Source organism: Deinococcus multiflagellatus (assembly GCF_020166415.1).
Taxonomy (GTDB): domain Bacteria; phylum Deinococcota; class Deinococci; order Deinococcales; family Deinococcaceae; genus Deinococcus; species Deinococcus multiflagellatus.
The window spans coordinates 90,250-106,498 of the sequence record NZ_JAIQXV010000012.1; the positions used below are offsets into that span (position 1 = coordinate 90,250).

The following is a 16,249-nucleotide window of genomic DNA, read 5'->3' on the forward strand; positions in this document are numbered from 1 at the left end:
GAGTGGCCGCGCCCCCGAGTGGCCTGGGGCTGAGGGCCCCAGGCCCAGGGACCAGCATGGACACGCTCTCGGCACTGCACACCCGGACCCTGAACACCGCCCTGATTCAGCACCCGAAGCTCAAACCCCTTCAGCCGCACGCCGCCGCCGTGGTCCAGGAGACCGGGCTCACCCATATTCACGGGGCCCTGCTGGGCGCCGCCGCCATGCTGTTGACGGGCCGGATTGAGGCGGTGGGCTCACCCAGTGGCGATCATCTGTGCGCCGTCGTCAGTGGGCGACTGCTGCACCTTCAGCAGGACGCCGCGATGAACCGCGTGTTCACGGCGGAACCGGGCATGCCGCAGGTTGACCAGCTGATCGGCGCGGCCGCCACCTTGCTGCTGGCCGACCTGACCACTCCTGGGGATCACCCGCTGCGCGCCGTGCTGGCAGGCGCATTTCAGCCTGCTGGCACCCCAGCGGACCTTCCCCCCGCGCCGCTTGAGCGCCTGTCGGCCCATCTGGCGCAGCTGGTCCGTCAGGCCGAACAGGACCCTCAGGTGTCCACACGGTCCGGCGCCCTGAGCGCGCCGCGCCAGAAGCTGACCTCGGTCTTCGCCGGGGCCACGGTGGACCTGAGCCCCGGTGTGGCAGCGGCGGCGCAGCCGGCGCTGGAGGGCCGCCTCACCCGCTGGATTGAGCAGGGCCTGAACGTGCTGCTGGTGGGGCCCACCGCCACGTTCAAAACCACCACGGCGACACGGGCGGCGGCGGCAACCGGGGCCTACATCGTGATGGTGGGGGGCCGCCCGGGGCTGGAGGACCGCGACCTGTTCGGGGGCATCTATCCCTCAAAGGAGGGGCCGGTGTGGGTGGACGGCCCCGTGACCGAAGCCTTCGCCAAAGCGGCCGGGGGGGTGCGCACCGTGCTGATTCTGAACGAGCTGACCCGCTTCGAGCCCATGTACCTGGGCGCCATGATCGGCGCGCTCGACGACGTCGATGAAGCGACGCTGCGGCAGATGGGCGCCGCGCCGACCAGGGCGGCGCCGGCGCGGTACTACGCCCTGCGGCTGCCCAACGGCGAACTGATTTCGGCGCCGGTGGACACCCTCAGTGTGATTGGCACCACGAACATCGGTCAGGACTACCAGGCGGCCCAGGAACTCGACGCCGCGTTGCTGCGCCGCTTCGACCGCCACGTGGACGTGCCGTACGCCGACGAACTTCGCACCGCCGCCGTGATCAGCTCGAAATGCTCGCATCCCGGGCTGGCCACGGCGGCGGCCCATCTGGAGCTGCGCTCGCGGATGGAGGTGCAGGGCGCCGGGCCGGGCCATGAAGGGCTGCTCGCCCGCGAGCTCAATCCGGCCGTCAGCGCGGCCCTGGCCATGGAAGCCCTGGACCTGCACATGCGGCAGGGCCTGAGCCTGCCAGACGCGTTTGTCGAGGCGGCCGAGGTCACGGCGGTGCCGTTCTGCGTGCCGCGCACCTTGAGCGGCGCCCAGGATGGCAGTGCGCTGGCCCGCTTTCAGGACTTGGTCCGGGAAGTCGCCGAAGGCCTGGCAGTGCTGCCGACCGCGCTCCCGGCCCAGCCGCGTCGCGGCGCCGGCCCGGCCTTCGCGCCCCTGCCGATGGCGGGCGCGTGACGCCGGCCGCCGCCGCCTGGCCCCTCTGGGCCACGCACCCGCACTGGCGCCTGTTCCTGCTGCAGCTGACCACGTATTACACCAACCGGACGGGCGAGCACCGCTGGAATGCCGCGTTCCGCGAGTTTGACGGCGTGGCGTGCATGGTTCCCTCGGCCCGCACGCTCTACCTTCACCCGCAGCTGATGGGGCCCCTTCACCCCCACGCCTGGCACCGGCACAGCCTGAGCCGCCGCGACGCCCTGGACCTCACGCTGCGGGGCCTGGTGGCCCACGAGTCCGGGCACGTCCGCTTCTCGTGCGCCATCCCAGACGGGGTGCTCGGCGAGGTGTGGAACGCGCTCGAAGACGAACGAATTGAGCGCCTGATGGCGCGGGCCCACCGCTTCGCCCAGGTGAACCTGGCCCGCGCCTTTGACCACCTGGGTGACCAGCAGCTGGTGAGCGCGCACGCGGCGGTGCAGCGCGCGGCCGAGCAGCCGCTGGCGTGGTGGGTGCTGTATTGGCGGTTTCTCCACGACCATCCAACGCTGAATGTCCGGCCGGCCGACCCCCGCTGGACCGAGGCGCGGCCGCTGGTCGAAGCGGCCTGGACAGCCCCGGACAGCGAAACCGTCGTGGCCATCGCGCAGGCCTTGGTGGACCTGCTGGGCCTGACCGAGCCGCTGGGCTTGCCGGTCAGCGCGTCCGGGGCCGGCTCAGAGGACCGCGAGGAATCGGCTGACCGCGCGGCCCGGCCAGAACGACAGGCCAGCGACTCAGGACAGGACCAGGGCCAGGCTGCAGACCAGGGGCCGGGCCACGGCCCGGAAGACACGCCACCCGGCGGGGCAGACGGGGGGACCCAATTGACGGGCGAACCGCCCGCCGCCTTTGGTGGGGCGGATGAATCAGGTGAGCCTGCGCGCTCGAGCGGTGACAGCGGTCCTGAAGGGACTGACAGCCACTCCGTCCCCAGCGCCCGCCCGCCTCAGACCACGGGGACAGACCCGGCCGGGCGCCCCGCCGACGGTGCCGGGAGGCCGCCAGGAGGCGCCATCACCGAACCCCAGGCGCCCGCCCTGCCCCTCACCCCGCGCCAGGAGCCGCTGGGCGGCACGCCGCACAGTCCCATTGACCCGGTCACCGCCGAAAGCCTGGCGCGCAGCGTCGCGGCGCTGCTGCAGGCGCGCACGGCCCCCGGCGTCGAAACGTCCAGCCAGTCACGGGGCCGTTTCAGCTATGAGCGCTTCGTCTCGGGTGCACAGCGCACCTTCCGCACAAAGGCGGCCCCCACCCGCTGGGCCCAGATCCAGGTGTCGTTTGTCGGGGACCGCAGCAGCAGCATGGGCAACCGCTGGGGTGAAGCCACGCGGCTTCAGGCGGTGCACGCCGCCTGCTACGTCTTTGTGCGCGCCGGCCAGCTGAGCCGCAGCCCCACCCACGTCACCCTCTTCAATGACCAGGTGCAGCGGGTGCTCGGCGAGCAGCCACTCAGCCTGGATGCCCCGGCCATGATCAGTGCCAGCACGGCGTTTGTTTCTTCAGGCGGCACGTCCCTGTCGCCCGCGCTGAAGCAGGCGCTGGCCCGCACGGTTCCTCACGGCACCCATCACCTGGTGGTGATTGCCTGTGACGGTGAACTGAATACCGCCGACCAAGAAGGGGTGCAGCAGCTGGTGCGCGGCGCGCCGGGGCAGGTGGCCTTTTTGCCGCTCCTGATCGGTGCGGAGGTGAGTCTGTCGGCCTGGCGCGGCCTCTTTCCAGGCGCCCAGGTCGCGCGCACCCCCCACGAGCTGGTCCACCTGACCCGCACGGTGTTGCAGGGCCTGCGCCGGGGGCCCTGGCGCGCGCGGCCCGTGCCGGGACCGCGCCGCTGAGGCGACGGCGGGAGACGCCACACCCCAAAAGGGTTGGGGGCCTGCGGCCCGCCCCCAACCCAGGCCGGGGTATGAACGACCGCCGACCGGAGTTGACCGCCGCCATCGACGCGGCCGATTTGCCCGACATCATTGAAGACACCACGGGCCGCGCCTGCCCCCGCAACGGCGGCACCATCCGCGACCCCCGGCTGGGGTACGAAGAGGGCCACGCCTCATTCAGCGTGTTCCGGCACGGCCAGGTCTGGTTTTTCAAGCGGCGCGGCGCCGGTGAGGGCCAGGGCACGGCCTGGCATTTCCTGCTGAGCCTGGGCTGGACCGACGACGAGGCGGCCGAGTACCTGATCAGCCGCGCGGGGCTCTGCGGCGGCGCGCTTCCTGAGCGCCGGTTGCGCCCGGCGAAAACGGCGCTGGAGCGGGCCATTGAACTCGCCGCCGCCTGGACGCCGCTGACCCGCACGGAGGCGGTGGACGCCTGGGCCCACGTCGGCCCCCTGGACGCGGCCGGCGCCCAGGACCTGGCCCGGCGCGGCCTGCTGCATTCGCCGGTCCTGCAGGTGGGCTCCATGACCAGGGACCAGGGCTGGGCCAAGCGCGGCGGCGTGGCCTTCGGCATCCACGGCCCGCAGGGGCACCTGATCGCCGTCAAAGTGCGGCAGCCGGCAGGGGTGGAGCCCCGCTTCGTGCTGCGCACCAAAGACCGGGGGTCTCCGCCCTGGTGCAGTCCGGGCTACGGCCGCGCGTCCACCGTGCTGATTGTCGAAGGCGAGTGGAACGCGGCGGCCGCCGCCCACGCCGCGCACGTCATGGGCCTGGACCTCGACGTGCAGGGCCTGCCGGGCGTGGACACCGACCCGCATCTGGACGGCCTGGACCGCCAGGTGCTGCTGTACCTCGATCAGGACGAGGGGCACCAGGAGGCGCAGGCGCGGCTGACCGAACTGGCCCTGGGCTGCGCCGCAACCCACGTGGAGCGCCTGAGCGCCCTGCCGAACGGACAGGATTTCTGCGACGTGCTGGGGCAGCAGGGTCCGGCGGCGCTGGCCGCGCTGCTGGTGTCGACCCAAGCCGCGCCGTCGCTTCACGCGGGCGCCTTCCTGCCCGATTACTCCAGCTGGCCGCTGATGCCCCCCCGAAACGCCGCCCTGTAGCGCCCGATGCTGGCCCTTCCCCCTCTCCCCTGCTCACCAGGAGACCCCATGTACACCCTGACCCCCGCTGCTGACCTTATCGCCCACCTGGGCTGCGTGCCCGGCACGCCGCTGGCCCTCTTGCCCCTGACCGGTCAGCCCATCGCGCTGGACGTGGGCCCACTGACCCTGCGGGCCAAGCCCCGGGGCGCGGTGATGCTGGGCGGCGAGTTGCTGATTCCCCTGCGTGGGCGGCCCCGGCAGGCCGACGCCAGCCTGCAGATCGGACCGGCCACGGTGCCCGTGAAGGTGCACTGCGACTGGACGGCCCTGACGGCCCGCCTCACGGTGGACGGCATCTTCGCGCAGGTCCTGGAAGCCACGGTGCCGCTGGACGCGCCGGTGAGGCGGGCGCTTGCCGCCGCTGAGCCCCCGACGCTCTGTGCCGGCCCGGTGCGCATCCTGCCTGGCCGAACAGCGCCGCCGCTGACCTTCACCCCGGACGCGCACCCGCTGCTCGGGCAGGTCAATGGCCGCTGCCAGGAACTGATCCGGATGCAGGGCGCCCTGGTGCTGCGTTTCGCTCTGGAGGGGGGCTCCTTGTACGTCGTGTCTCTGGACGGGGGGCAATCGTGGACCGCTGCCGGCGCCGACCCGGTCCGTGAATCGTTCCAGGGACTGACCGACGAGGAGCGCCGGGCCGCCGTGTCCAGACTGACGCCTCGCCGGTGCCCTGACGCCCTGCGGCTGAGCCCGGACCGGACCCAGTGGCACCTGACCACCCCGACAGAGCCGGACCTGCCGCTGATCCGGCTGGAGCGCGAGGACCGGTTGGTCCTGCAAGCAGAGCTGGAGACGGCCGAGGGGGAAGCGGCCGGTGTGCAGCCGCTGCTGGTGATCGTGGAGCCGCTCCCGATGCGGCTGTCTTCTGCGGCCCGCGACAGCCTGATGGACGCCAGTGGCGCGCCGCTGCATGTCCGCGCCTGGTTGGGACCTGTCCTGGACACAGGCACCCTTGATGACCTGACGCTGCACCAGCAACTGGAACAGGCACGCCGGCGCGCGGCGCAGCAAGGCCGCACCTTGGGTACGGCGGCCCTGCTGGCCGACGCCGTCCGGCCGCTGCTGACCCGCTTCTCCTGGGCCAAGGTGCACCAGATCCTGGGCCAGTGGACGGCCCACCGGATCACCTGTACCGCCGGTCCTGGCGGCGGCCTGGACATCGCGGTGGCCGGGCAGCCGGCACTGAGCGTTTCGTCTGACGGGGTGTGGCGCCCCTCGGCGGCCGTGAACACCGTGACGGCCCAGGGCGGCGACACGCTGCTGGCGGCGGCCCGCCACGCGCTCACCCAGCGCGACGCGCACGAGATGTTCGAGCGGCTGACCGGCGCCGTGGTGCTGGGCGCCACCCCCGAGTGCGCCTGGCTGCTGCCGCTGCCCGTGGGCCAGCCGCCGGCCCCAGCCACAGGGCTGGGGCAACTGGTGGCCCAGTCCAGCTAGTCACGGACCAGCCAGACCCAAAGTGGCCGGTGGCGCCGCCACCGGCCCACGGGCTGGTATGACCATGACCCTGTTCCCGGAAACGCCGGCCACCCCTGCCCCCCAGGCGACCGAAAAAAAGAAGCGTCGCAAGGTGCTGGATACGCCCCTGGCCCCCTCGTATGGCCTGCGCAGCGAGCCGGGCTGGCATCCAGGGCTGGACGGCGCGGCCACCCTGGATCTGGACGCCCTGCCCCTGCCGGCTTTCGGCGTGGAGTTGACGGGCGCGCCGCAGCAGGCCCGGCAGGCGGCCAATGAGCAGGCCCGCGCCCTGCTGGCCACCCTGCCACCGAAAACCAAACTGGACGACGACCAGAAGCAGGTCCTGCGCGCCTACAGCGGCGGGGGCAATCTGGGCGAGAGCACCGACGCGTATTACACCCCCACCCGCTTGGCCGCGCTGATCTGGCGCCTGGTGGAAAAACTGGACCCCAAGGCCCGCACGGTGCTGGAACCAGCCTGCGGCACCGGGGCATTTCTCGCCACCGCGCCGGCCGGCATGCGGCTGACCGGCGTGGAATACGACGAGGACGCCGCCCGCATCGCCGCGCTGCTGCATCCCAAGGCCCACATCCATCACGCGCCGCTGGAGACCTACCACACCACCAGCGCGGACCCCCGCGCCGACGTGGTCATCGGCAATCCACCCTACGGCACCCGTGGGGAAACGCGGGTGCAGGATCCTGCGGGGCAGCCGTTTCGGCGCGCCGAGCAGTATTTCCTGGCGACCGCGCTGCGGCGCCTGATGCCGGGCGGCCTCCTGGCCTTTGTGTTGCCCCTGAGTCTGCTGGGCGACCGGCATCAGGCCTTCCGCGCCGAGCTGGTCCGGGCGGGAACAGTGCTGCTGACCGCCCTGGTGCCGTCGGGGGCGTTTGAGGCGGCGGGCGCGAACCTCAGCACCTTCGTGCTGATCATGAAGGCCCACGACCAGGGGGTGCCCGCCGCGCTGGCCACCCTGCCCGACACCTTGCAGGCCCGCTTCCACAGCAAGCGGGACACGGCGTTCCTGGCCGGTACCTGCTGCATTGACAACAACCGCCTTGTGTCTGGGCATCTCTGTGCGGCCACGGCCAAGGTGGAATTTGGTCAGTATGGCCAGCCGCTGGTGCGGGGTGAGCCGGTGCTGACGCAGGCGCGGCTCGATACCCTGGTGGCCGAAGCGTCTCCCCTGCGGGCGTTCGCGGTGACGGCCGCCAAGCTGGAAGGCGCCCTGCTGACCTGGACCGACGACACCGTGCAGCCGGTGGGCGAGGCCGAAACGATTCCTGGTCTGGCCAGCGTGTACCGCCAGCACGCCCTGAGCGCCATGCGGCGGGCAGACCGCCACCCGCTGGCAGACGGCACCGCCAGCCCGTGTGGCCGCTTTCAATACCGCCGGGGCCAGTGGCACTTTGCGACCTTGCTGGCCACCCCGGAGGCGCAGACGGTCCTGGCGCTGGCCCGCGCCCTGCAGCAGCAGACCCTGAACCGGGCACCCCATCCGGACCTGCCCCAGCTGTGGGCCGATCTGCGCCGCTGGGCCGGTGACGATGAAGAGGCCCAGCGCCAGCGCATCGCGCGGCTGGCCCGCCAGTATCCCACCGTGAATCTGGTGCTCAGTCCGCCCGCGCTGCCGGCGAAACGCCGGATGACGATTCTGCCTGGCGCCCTCGGCGACGTGGCCGCGCAGCTGGCCGCCACCTGGCAACTCACCCGCCCGGCCCTGACCCTGCACTCGGGGCTGCCCGACGAGCAGGTGAGCACCTTTCTGCGCGCGCATTACCGCTTTAACGGCTCGGTGTGGGTGGCGCCCACCGAATACGACTTCGGGCACGCCTATGAGAAGGCGGCGCAGGCCCGTGAGACTGCCCGGCAGTGGCCGCACCAGTCCCCGGAACAACTTGCCCTGCTGAGCCAGGCCGACGAGTTGGAAAAGCGGGCGCTGGCCCAGGCCCGGTCCATCGCCGACACGCCGCTGACCCCCCGTGATCCGCTGGTGCCTGAAGAGGTGCTCCGCGACTGGGTCAACACGTATCTCGGGACCGTCTCCGGGGGCGAGCCGCTGCTGCATGTGATCAAGGAGCGGGGCCTGACCCGGCTGGTCATGCGCGACGGTCAGGCGGGCGACGTCTACCGGGTGGACCAGACCCTGACCCGCCGCCTGCAGGATTACCTGAACTACGACACGCCCACCGACCGCATCGAGCGTGAGGGCCACAGCGCGGAGTCCATTGAGGCGCAGCGTGCCCGCGCCCTGAAAAAGGCGGCGCGCTACGAACGCAGTCTGGAGCTGCACTTCCGCAGCTGGCTGATTCACAGCCCCCACGCAGGGCCGGTCGAGGACCTGTACAACCGCACCCGTAACGCGTTCGTGCTCGCGCCGGAAGACACCTCGCTGCTGGACCTGCCACTGTGGCGGGGCCCGCGCCATCACCTGTACCAGCGCGGCGATATCCGGACCTTGGCCGCGTGGGGCCACGGCCTGCTGGCCTACGAGGTGGGGGTTGGGAAGACCTTTACGCTGCTGGGCCTGCTGTCCCTGCTCAAGCAGCGCGGCGAGGCGCACCGTCCCTGGATCGTGACGCCGCTGTCGCTGACCGGCAACTGGGTCATCAACATCCACAAAGCCCGGCCAGACTGGCAGGTCGCCGTGATCGGCATGAACCCCACCGGCACGTTCGATGACGAGGGCCTGCCCGAGTACACGCCGGACACCACGCCCCAGCGCAAGGCCAAGCTGGCCGAGCTGCTGCACCAGCCGCCGGACGTGGTGGTGATCAGCATGGAGGCCTTTACCGATATCCCGATGCTGGACAGCACCCGGCTGCACCTGATCGAGAATGACGCGGCGCTGCTGGCCCAGGGTGCGGCGCAGGAGGAGTTCAGCGTCAAGTCCGGTGAGTTCCGGGGGCGCAAGGCCCTGGTAAAGGAAGAGGATTTCCTGGACCACCTGATGGGGCGCAGCCGCTCGGCCACCGACACCGACCTGCCCTTTGAACTGTTCGCGCCCGACGTCCTGGTCTTCGAAGAGGCACACAAGTTCAAGAACCTGTTCGAGGCGCCGGATTACCTGGGCGAGAAACCCAAGTTCATGGGGGCGGGCTTGGCCTCGAAGCGCGCCTACGACGCGTATCTGAAAGCCCGGTGGACGCGCGCGCAGCAGGGTGGACGCGGCACCTACTCGCTGACGGCCACCCCCTATAAGAATTCGCCCCTGGAAGTGGGCTTCGCTCTGGCCCTGGTGACCGACGCCCTGCTGTCGTTCGGGCTTCACGCGCCGGCCGCGTTTATGCTCCAGTACTGCCAGATCGAGCCGACGCTGATCACGCGGCCAGACGGCGGCGTCGGCACGCGCCCGGCCGTGATCGGCTTCAAGAATCTGCGTGAGCTGCGCAACCTCATGCGGCTGCATGTCATTGAGCGTGACGCCCTGACCTGCCGGCTGGACCACCGCATTGGCCTTCCACTGCCGCCCCTCCAGCGGCACATCCACACGCTGGAACTCACGCCCGAGCAGCTGGCCGCCTACGGGCCGGAACGGGCAGCCGCCGCCAACCCGAAGACCTCCGGTAAGGACCACCTGTTTTCCATCTTCAACCGGATGCAGCAGTACATCCTGCATCCAGAAGCGACGTGTGGCGGCGCCAATCCCCGCGCTGAAAAGGCCGCCGCGTTGGCGCTGGACGCGGAACAGACGGGGCACAAGAGCATCGCCTTTATGGACCGGGGCGGCGACGGGGGTGACAGCAGCGCCTTTGCCGCATACCTGAGGGCCTACGTGCAGGCCGGGATTCCAGTGGAGGCCATCGAGGTCATCACCTCAGAAACCCATCCGGACGCCGTGTCCCGCCTGAAAGCGGAAAAACGCTTCCGGCAGGGGCACAAGCGGCACATCATCGGCTCCAGTGTCACCCGTGAAGGCCTCAATCTCCAGCACATGACCAAGCACCTGATTCACCTGGATCTGCCGCACGATCCCCAGGACCTGAATCAGCGCGACGGTCGCGGCTGGCGCCAGGGCAATCCCAGCGAGGAAATTCACAGCCACCTTCTGCTGGCCAAGGGGTCCTTCGACGCGCTGCAATATCAAAACGTCATGGGCAAGAAAGGCTGGATTGACCACCTGCGCTCAGGAAATGACAGCGGCCGCAACCCCGTCGCGTTTCAGGCCGAGAACACGGCGCTCCTGCTGGCCGCCAATCCGGCCGATGTCGAGGCGTTTATTGCGGCGCAGGCGGCCGCCCAACAGGCCGAGCTGGCCCGCCAGGAACACCGCGCGCACTGGGCAGCGGTTCAGACCTTTCTGGATACGGCCACCTTGCTGCGCACGCGCCACGCCAAAGCGCAGGGCCGGAAACATGGGTCCACGGCGCAGGATCAGCACGCCTTGGCCCGCCTCAGCACCGATTTGCGGGGCGCGGCCCGCACGCTGGCCGGGCTGGCCCCGGCCTTCCGCCAGGCGCTCCGCTACAGTCAGCCGCTGACCTGGATTGACGATCTGCCGTTTGGACCCGGCGTCACCCTGACCCACGGCTCGGCCCAGTACGTCGTCAAGGCGGTCACGGCCACCCACCTCACGACCCAGGCAGGCGTGAATCTCGATCTGGACGACCTGGAACTGGCCACTGATGTCACGCTCAGCCCAGAGGAGCGGCACTACGGCGCGCAGCCGCTGGACGGCCTGCCCCCTGCCCTTCGTGAAGAGATTGAGGCGCTGCTCATAGCGCCCCCCGAGGAGGCCGCTGGGCCCCTGCCCGAGGCCAGTGACGAGGTGCTCACCCTCACGCCGGTCAGCACCGAGCGGAACTTCACCCTGTTCATCGGGGCCCGGCGCCTGAGCGTGGTGGTCACCCCGACGCTGCCGCAGGTGTATGCCCCTGCCCCAGGGGGGCTGAGCCCCGTCGAGCCGCACACGCCCGCTGAAGGCGTGATGCTGATTGGCCTGAGTGACACCCAGGTGGAACTGGTCGCGGCGCCGGGCACCGCCGGGGCGCTGCGCGACGCGCTGCTGACCCAGCCGCTGCCGATTGTGGAGCGGCTGATGAACCTGCTCAACTCGGCGGCCTGAGCCGGGGCGGCCGACTGAAGTGTTCGGGTGGCCAGCGCCACCCGAACCTCTTGGCGTCATGATTTCCTTGAGTCCCGATCCAGCCAGCGCCGACGTGCTGGCTGCGCGCTACGGCACCTTCGTCGCCAGCACCTTCGTGCCGGCACCTGGGGTGACGGACGTTGGCCACGCGCGTGCCCGCGTGGTGACCCACGGCCTGACCTGGCATCTGGTGCAGGTGACCGCGACCGCTCAGGCCCACGGCACCACCGGCACCGGCACCGTCGGAGGGGTCGAGGACGATCAGCCGCTGAAGTGTCTGGCGGCCACCCTCGAAGCCGAGCAGCTCGCCCGCGAGGACGCCCGCGGCTGGGCCATCCTCGCCTTGTAATTCACCCCCAGTGGTGGGGGGGAGCCCACCCCGCTCCCCCCCACCCGATGCCCCGCAGGAGGAGTTATGACACACACCCATCAGCCTATTCCCGAGGGTCACATCCGCCGCCCCCAACCAGCTGCTTTTGAGACCAATGCCGAGATCAGAGACTATCTGGTCGGCCTGTACGAGAGCCTGTCGACTGAAGGCAAGGCGGAATTTACCGTCATCATCCACCGGTATCCCAACTGGACCCAGGACGCGGCCACCGGAAACGCGGTCGTCCGGGCCATCCACGAAGGCATGGTGCTGACCATGCCCGCACCGCAGCCCGATCCGTTTGCGGTGTTCACGCCTGCGGCCCCGCTGCCGACGGCCGTCGCGCCGACAGCGGCGCCCGCCCCCACACCACCGGCACCTGCTGTGGCGCAGGCCCCCGTTCCTGCGCCTGCACCGTCACCGAGTCCTGAGCCTGCAACGGTGGCGCCGCCAACGGTGGCGACGCCCAGCGTCCCGGTGCCGACTGAAGAGGACAGCGACGTGGAGGCGAGTGAGCCGGACGAAACTCCAGCGGACGAGGGTTCGGCCGTTGGCAGCGGACCAGCTGCCAATCCGGACGGGCTCTTCAGTCAACTGCACGCCATGGCCGCCGACGGCGAGATGATCGTGCTGTACGTGCAGCGCCAGGGCGATCTGCTGGATCTCAAGTTGGTGCCCAGTGGGGCCAAGGGTGAAGCGGGGAAAGCCATTGACACCGTCCAGGTCAAGGCCACCCCCGCTGAGCTGGACAGCGATTTGGCCAGTGCTTTGACGACCTACACAGCGCTGCGTCAATCCACGCGCCAGGCGCTGGTCTCCGTCAGCCAGCAGGTCAAGCAGAGCGTGGGCAGTGGCAAAGGCAAGGCCAAGTCGGCGGCAAAGCCAGCGTCCAGCGCCCCCGCGACCGGCGTCATCAGCATCAATGCCAATGTCACGGCGTACGCCACCATCAAGGGGCCTGGCTTCAACGAGAAAGATCGCCACCCGGTCGGCCCGGAGCACAAGGAATTTCAGGCCAAGCCGGGCACCTACACCGTCACCGTGCACGCGGACGGCCACCTGCCCGAAACGTTTTCCAACTGCGCCGTGACGGCAGGCAAAACACAGCACATTCAGGCCCAACTGAAAAACGCGGGCCTCGGCTTCTGAGCCGCGTTTCAGCGCCCTTTCACCCTTGAGTCCTCCAGGAGTTTTTATGCTTGATCTCACCCCTGTTTCCCGCAGTTTTCTCTTCGACGGCCGCACCCTGCCTGATCCTGGCCCGGAATACGCGCCTGCTGACGTGCTGCGCCTGTACATGACCCAGTTCCCTGATCTGGCCCAGGCCGAGGTGTTGCCAGCCACACCTGGCGGCGTCATCGAATTCAAGAAGTCGTTCGGCAGCAAGGGGTAGGCTGCGTGCCCCGCCCCCGCCTGAGCCGCCCCGTCTGCCTGCTGCTGGAGCCTATGGGGACCGAGCCAGACTTTCTGGGCACCCTTCGCAAGAGGGCCGCTGCGAACCAGCGGCTCTTCGCCGACCTGGACCAGCTGCTGCGCGACCACGCGCTCCCCGCCAGTCCAGAACTGGCCACACTGGGGCCAGCCTTGCCGGTCCTGCTGACGAGCCAGGGCCTGGCCTGGTCTCCCCTACCGGCCGCCGCCGTGCCGCTACTGATTTGACCCGAATGGCCGATTCCCTTTTCAGGAATCGGCCCAGTCGGGCGCATGACCCGCTGCCCTGTCTGCCAAGCCTCAGTTGACGCCCCGCCTGGCCGCCTGCTGTGCCCGCAGTGCGCGGCCAGCCTCATCATCGGTACGGACGGCGCGGCGCAGCTGCGGGACTTCATCGATCTCCGGCTGGAGCTCACGCCAGCCGTGCCCATGACCAGCGCCCAACGGCACGAGGCCCAACTGATCCTCGGCGAGCTGCGCGACCTGCTGGCCCCGCACACCCAGGCCCGCACCGAACATTATCTGTTGCACCTGAGCCTGCGGCTGCTCGCTGACCTCCTGGCCACTCAGATGGCGCTGGGGACCGAGGCGCGCTCGATGCTGCTTCACGCCGCCGAAACCCGCGCGCACCTCGTGCTGCCGAATCAGCCTGACCGGCGCGCAGCCGCTTATGAACTGGCCCGGGCCCTGCGCGGCGGGTCCTTGTCATGATCAGCGGTGAGGTGGGGTTCATCGCGCAAAGGCCACGCCTCGCGCTGTCCCAATCCGAATTCTGGCAGAAGCGGCGGCAGGTTGAGGCGCAGTTCGCCTGTCCTGATCTCTCGGGAGCCCACCTGGAGGCCGAACTGACCACCGAGGGCACGCCGCTGCTGACCGTCTTTGGAACCACGGAACTTACGGTCTGGCGGCTGCGTCCCTTCCTGAGCCGCGCGCCAGGTGCCCTGGCGGCGGCCCTTCGGGCCTTTGCGAAGGCGGCCGAACCCTGGTGCCCGCTGTTGACCCCGGCCCTTGCCTTCGACCATAAACTGCACTTCTTGTGGTCTGAGGCCCTCTGGCCGCAAGCGCAGCGGCTCCGGCCACTCGCTGAGCCCTGCCCGCAGCCTTGCCAGGGGCGAGCGCCAGGCCAGCTGCGCCGACTGGCCGAGATTACCGAAGCACTCGAAGCCCTTCGGGTGCTGCCGGTCGAATCCAAGGCGACGCTCTCCGTGAAATCCTGGTGCGGTGAAGTCTCCACCTGCCATCACGCCTTGACCCTCCCAGGCGACCGGTTCATGCCTCATCTTCAGCGCCAGCTCTACGACCTGAACTGTCAGGATGGGGGGCCACTGCCCTGCTTCATGACAGACCTGCGTTCCCTGCCGGGGCGCCGCGCCGCGCGACTCTACGTCCACCGAGCGGCGCCTGCCGTCCGCTTGGTGCACGCCGGTCTCCACCTCCTGGCCTGCCCCGATCTGTCCCTAGACCAGGCAGAGATCTGGACTACCGGGTAGTCCAGACCCACCTGCACCGGAATGGCCGGGGCCAAACCCCGGCCCAAGCCGCTGTATGCTCCTCTGGTCTTCCCCGGCTGTGCGGACCCTCTCAGCAGAGGCGCTGGCGTTTCGCCAGGCCAGGCGACAGGCGTTGCCTTTTCCCACCCACCCGGCCCTGGCGGCCCGCGACGGTGGCCTCAATGTGGTGCGTTTCTGGTCGCCCATCTGGTACAGCAGCGCTCATCCAGATCCAAACACCCAACGCTGGACCGAAACCGTCGTGGCTGCGCTGTCGGACGCTCTGGCCAGCCACCTGCTGGTGCTGCTGCCGCACCACCTCAGCGGCCTGATTGAGCTCTACGACGATCAGCTGCAAGAGTACCTGCACGAGGTGGACCCGGACCCGCAGATGCCTCGCGAGCGTTTGTACGAAGTGGCTGCCAGGCACGACTACGCCGGGCCCGATCCCGGCGTCTTACGGCGGCTCCAGACGGACGTGAGCCGCCGCGCGCAGGCCCCACTTGCTCAAGGCCACCCTGAGTTGCGCGCGCTCCTGGGCGAGGTGCGGGCCCTGGAACACTACGTGCAGCCCACCCGACCACGCGTGCCGCTGCCGTATCGCCTGTCCTGGGACCGTTGGGTTGATCCCTGGGCCATTCTCGATCCGGCCGTCACCGAAGAGGACCGCCAGACGTATTACATGGCCATCAATGACGTGTATGCCGGTCACATGCAGGCCGGCGAGGAGGATGACCCACTGGCGCGTTTCGGGATCCACCGGGCAGACCGAATCGCGGCGCGCCTCTGGGCGGCGCGGCACGACCGCGTGGTGGGCCGGGCGGAAACCATCTTGCAGGCCCTCCAGGGACTCGCTGCATGTTGACCGGCCCCGTAACGTCACTGCAACTCGCCACGGCCCAGACCCAGTGCCTGGGGCGGCGGGTCCACTGGCAGCCGTCGCCGGTGGAGGCAGAGGCCCTCTGGGCCGCCTGGCCGCATCTGGAAACGTCACCCGGCCAAGGCGGGGTCCAGGTCGCCATTGCTGAGGCCACCTGTCTGCCGTTTCACCGCGCCGCCGCGCGGTTGAGGACGCTGAGGCTGCTCACGCCGCTGTTGGCGGCCCTGCGCGCGCTGCCGTGGACCCACGCGGTCCTGACGGCCGATCTCGGGCCGAGCCTCCATCAGGCCCACCATGAAGACCTTCTGGCCGAAGTGGCGGAAAGCCACGGCATTGAGCGGGCCCTCCTCTCGCCCGAGGCCTACCAGCAGGCCCTGCTCGCATTGGACCTGCCGGTCTTGACCGACGGAATGTATGAAGCTGTGGCCCTGAGCAGCGAATGGCCCCAGACGGCCCCGCCCGGGTGCCCAGACTGGCTTTGGGCCGACTTACTTCAGGTGCGGCAGGGACTGGCCGGGTTTCCGGCCAGTCCAGATGTGCACAGCATGTTCTACCCGGCCGTCCTCGTCACGGCGCATGACCGCCTGGCCGAACTGCACAGCGAGCTGCTGGGCTACGGGGAAGTCACTCTTACCCACCACGAAACCCGGCAGTTGGTCCGGCAGTCGCGACGGGCCCAGGCCGTCTGGACCCAATTGACCGCTCTGGAGCAGCGGTGCGCATGGACCAGCTGAGCGTGGACACCAGCGGCCCTGAATGGGGTGGGGAACGCCGCCCCACCCCCAAGCGTCATCATGTTGACCTCTGTGTGTCCTTCCCTGCGCACTGCACGGCCGCGTCAGGACGTTCGC

At 69.8% G+C, this 16,249-nt stretch carries 13 protein-coding genes; all 13 read left to right on the forward strand.

Annotated features, from left to right (window positions below):
* Window positions 1–56 precede the first annotated feature (56 nt).
* Window positions 57–1,631 (forward strand): AAA family ATPase, encoded by a 1,575-nt coding sequence (locus K7W41_RS14420; RefSeq protein ID WP_224609882.1) that lies wholly within the window; start codon window positions 57–59, stop codon window positions 1,629–1,631.
* A complete protein-coding gene (locus K7W41_RS14425; RefSeq protein WP_224609884.1) occupies window positions 1,628–3,490 on the forward strand; it encodes a vWA domain-containing protein in 1,863 nt (620 codons plus the stop codon). Before K7W41_RS14420 ends, K7W41_RS14425 begins: the two co-directional genes overlap by 4 nt.
* Before the next feature lie 71 nt (window positions 3,491–3,561).
* Window positions 3,562–4,641, forward strand: coding sequence for a hypothetical protein (locus K7W41_RS14430; RefSeq protein ID WP_224609885.1), 1,080 nt, complete (start codon window positions 3,562–3,564; stop codon window positions 4,639–4,641).
* Between the two features lie 48 nt (window positions 4,642–4,689).
* A complete protein-coding gene (locus tag K7W41_RS14435; protein ID WP_224609887.1) occupies window positions 4,690–6,120 on the forward strand; it encodes a hypothetical protein in 1,431 nt (476 codons plus the stop codon).
* A 58-nt stretch (window positions 6,121–6,178) separates the two neighbouring features.
* Window positions 6,179–11,206: an N-6 DNA methylase gene (locus K7W41_RS14440; RefSeq protein ID WP_224609889.1), complete on the forward strand. Its 5,028-nt coding sequence runs from the start codon at window positions 6,179–6,181 to the stop codon at window positions 11,204–11,206.
* Window positions 11,207–11,264: 58 nt separating this feature from the next.
* Window positions 11,265–11,576 carry a hypothetical protein gene (locus tag K7W41_RS14445; RefSeq protein WP_224609891.1) on the forward strand — a complete coding sequence of 104 codons (312 nt, stop codon included), beginning with the start codon at window positions 11,265–11,267 and terminating at the stop codon, window positions 11,574–11,576.
* Between the two features lie 66 nt (window positions 11,577–11,642).
* Window positions 11,643–12,746 (forward strand): PRTRC system protein E, encoded by a 1,104-nt coding sequence (locus K7W41_RS14450; protein WP_224609893.1) that lies wholly within the window; start codon window positions 11,643–11,645, stop codon window positions 12,744–12,746.
* Between the two features lie 46 nt (window positions 12,747–12,792).
* Window positions 12,793–12,990: a PRTRC system protein C gene (locus K7W41_RS14455; protein ID WP_224609895.1), complete on the forward strand. Its 198-nt coding sequence runs from the start codon at window positions 12,793–12,795 to the stop codon at window positions 12,988–12,990.
* Window positions 12,991–12,995: 5 nt separating this feature from the next.
* Window positions 12,996–13,256: a hypothetical protein gene (locus tag K7W41_RS14460; protein WP_224609897.1), complete on the forward strand. Its 261-nt coding sequence runs from the start codon at window positions 12,996–12,998 to the stop codon at window positions 13,254–13,256.
* 45 nt (window positions 13,257–13,301) lie between these two features.
* Complete coding sequence (locus K7W41_RS14465) at window positions 13,302–13,739, forward strand: hypothetical protein (RefSeq protein ID WP_224609899.1); 438 nt, start codon at window positions 13,302–13,304, stop codon at window positions 13,737–13,739.
* Window positions 13,736–14,518: a hypothetical protein gene (locus tag K7W41_RS14470; protein ID WP_224609901.1), complete on the forward strand. Its 783-nt coding sequence runs from the start codon at window positions 13,736–13,738 to the stop codon at window positions 14,516–14,518. The genes K7W41_RS14465 and K7W41_RS14470 overlap by 4 nt, the downstream gene beginning before the upstream one ends.
* Before the next feature lie 133 nt (window positions 14,519–14,651).
* Window positions 14,652–15,383 carry a hypothetical protein gene (locus tag K7W41_RS14475; protein WP_224609903.1) on the forward strand — a complete coding sequence of 244 codons (732 nt, stop codon included), beginning with the start codon at window positions 14,652–14,654 and terminating at the stop codon, window positions 15,381–15,383.
* Entirely contained in the window at window positions 15,377–16,132 is a 756-nt protein-coding gene (locus K7W41_RS14480) for a hypothetical protein (RefSeq protein ID WP_224609905.1), read from the forward strand. Before K7W41_RS14475 ends, K7W41_RS14480 begins: the two co-directional genes overlap by 7 nt.
* The last annotated feature ends 117 nt before the right edge of the window (window positions 16,133–16,249 follow it).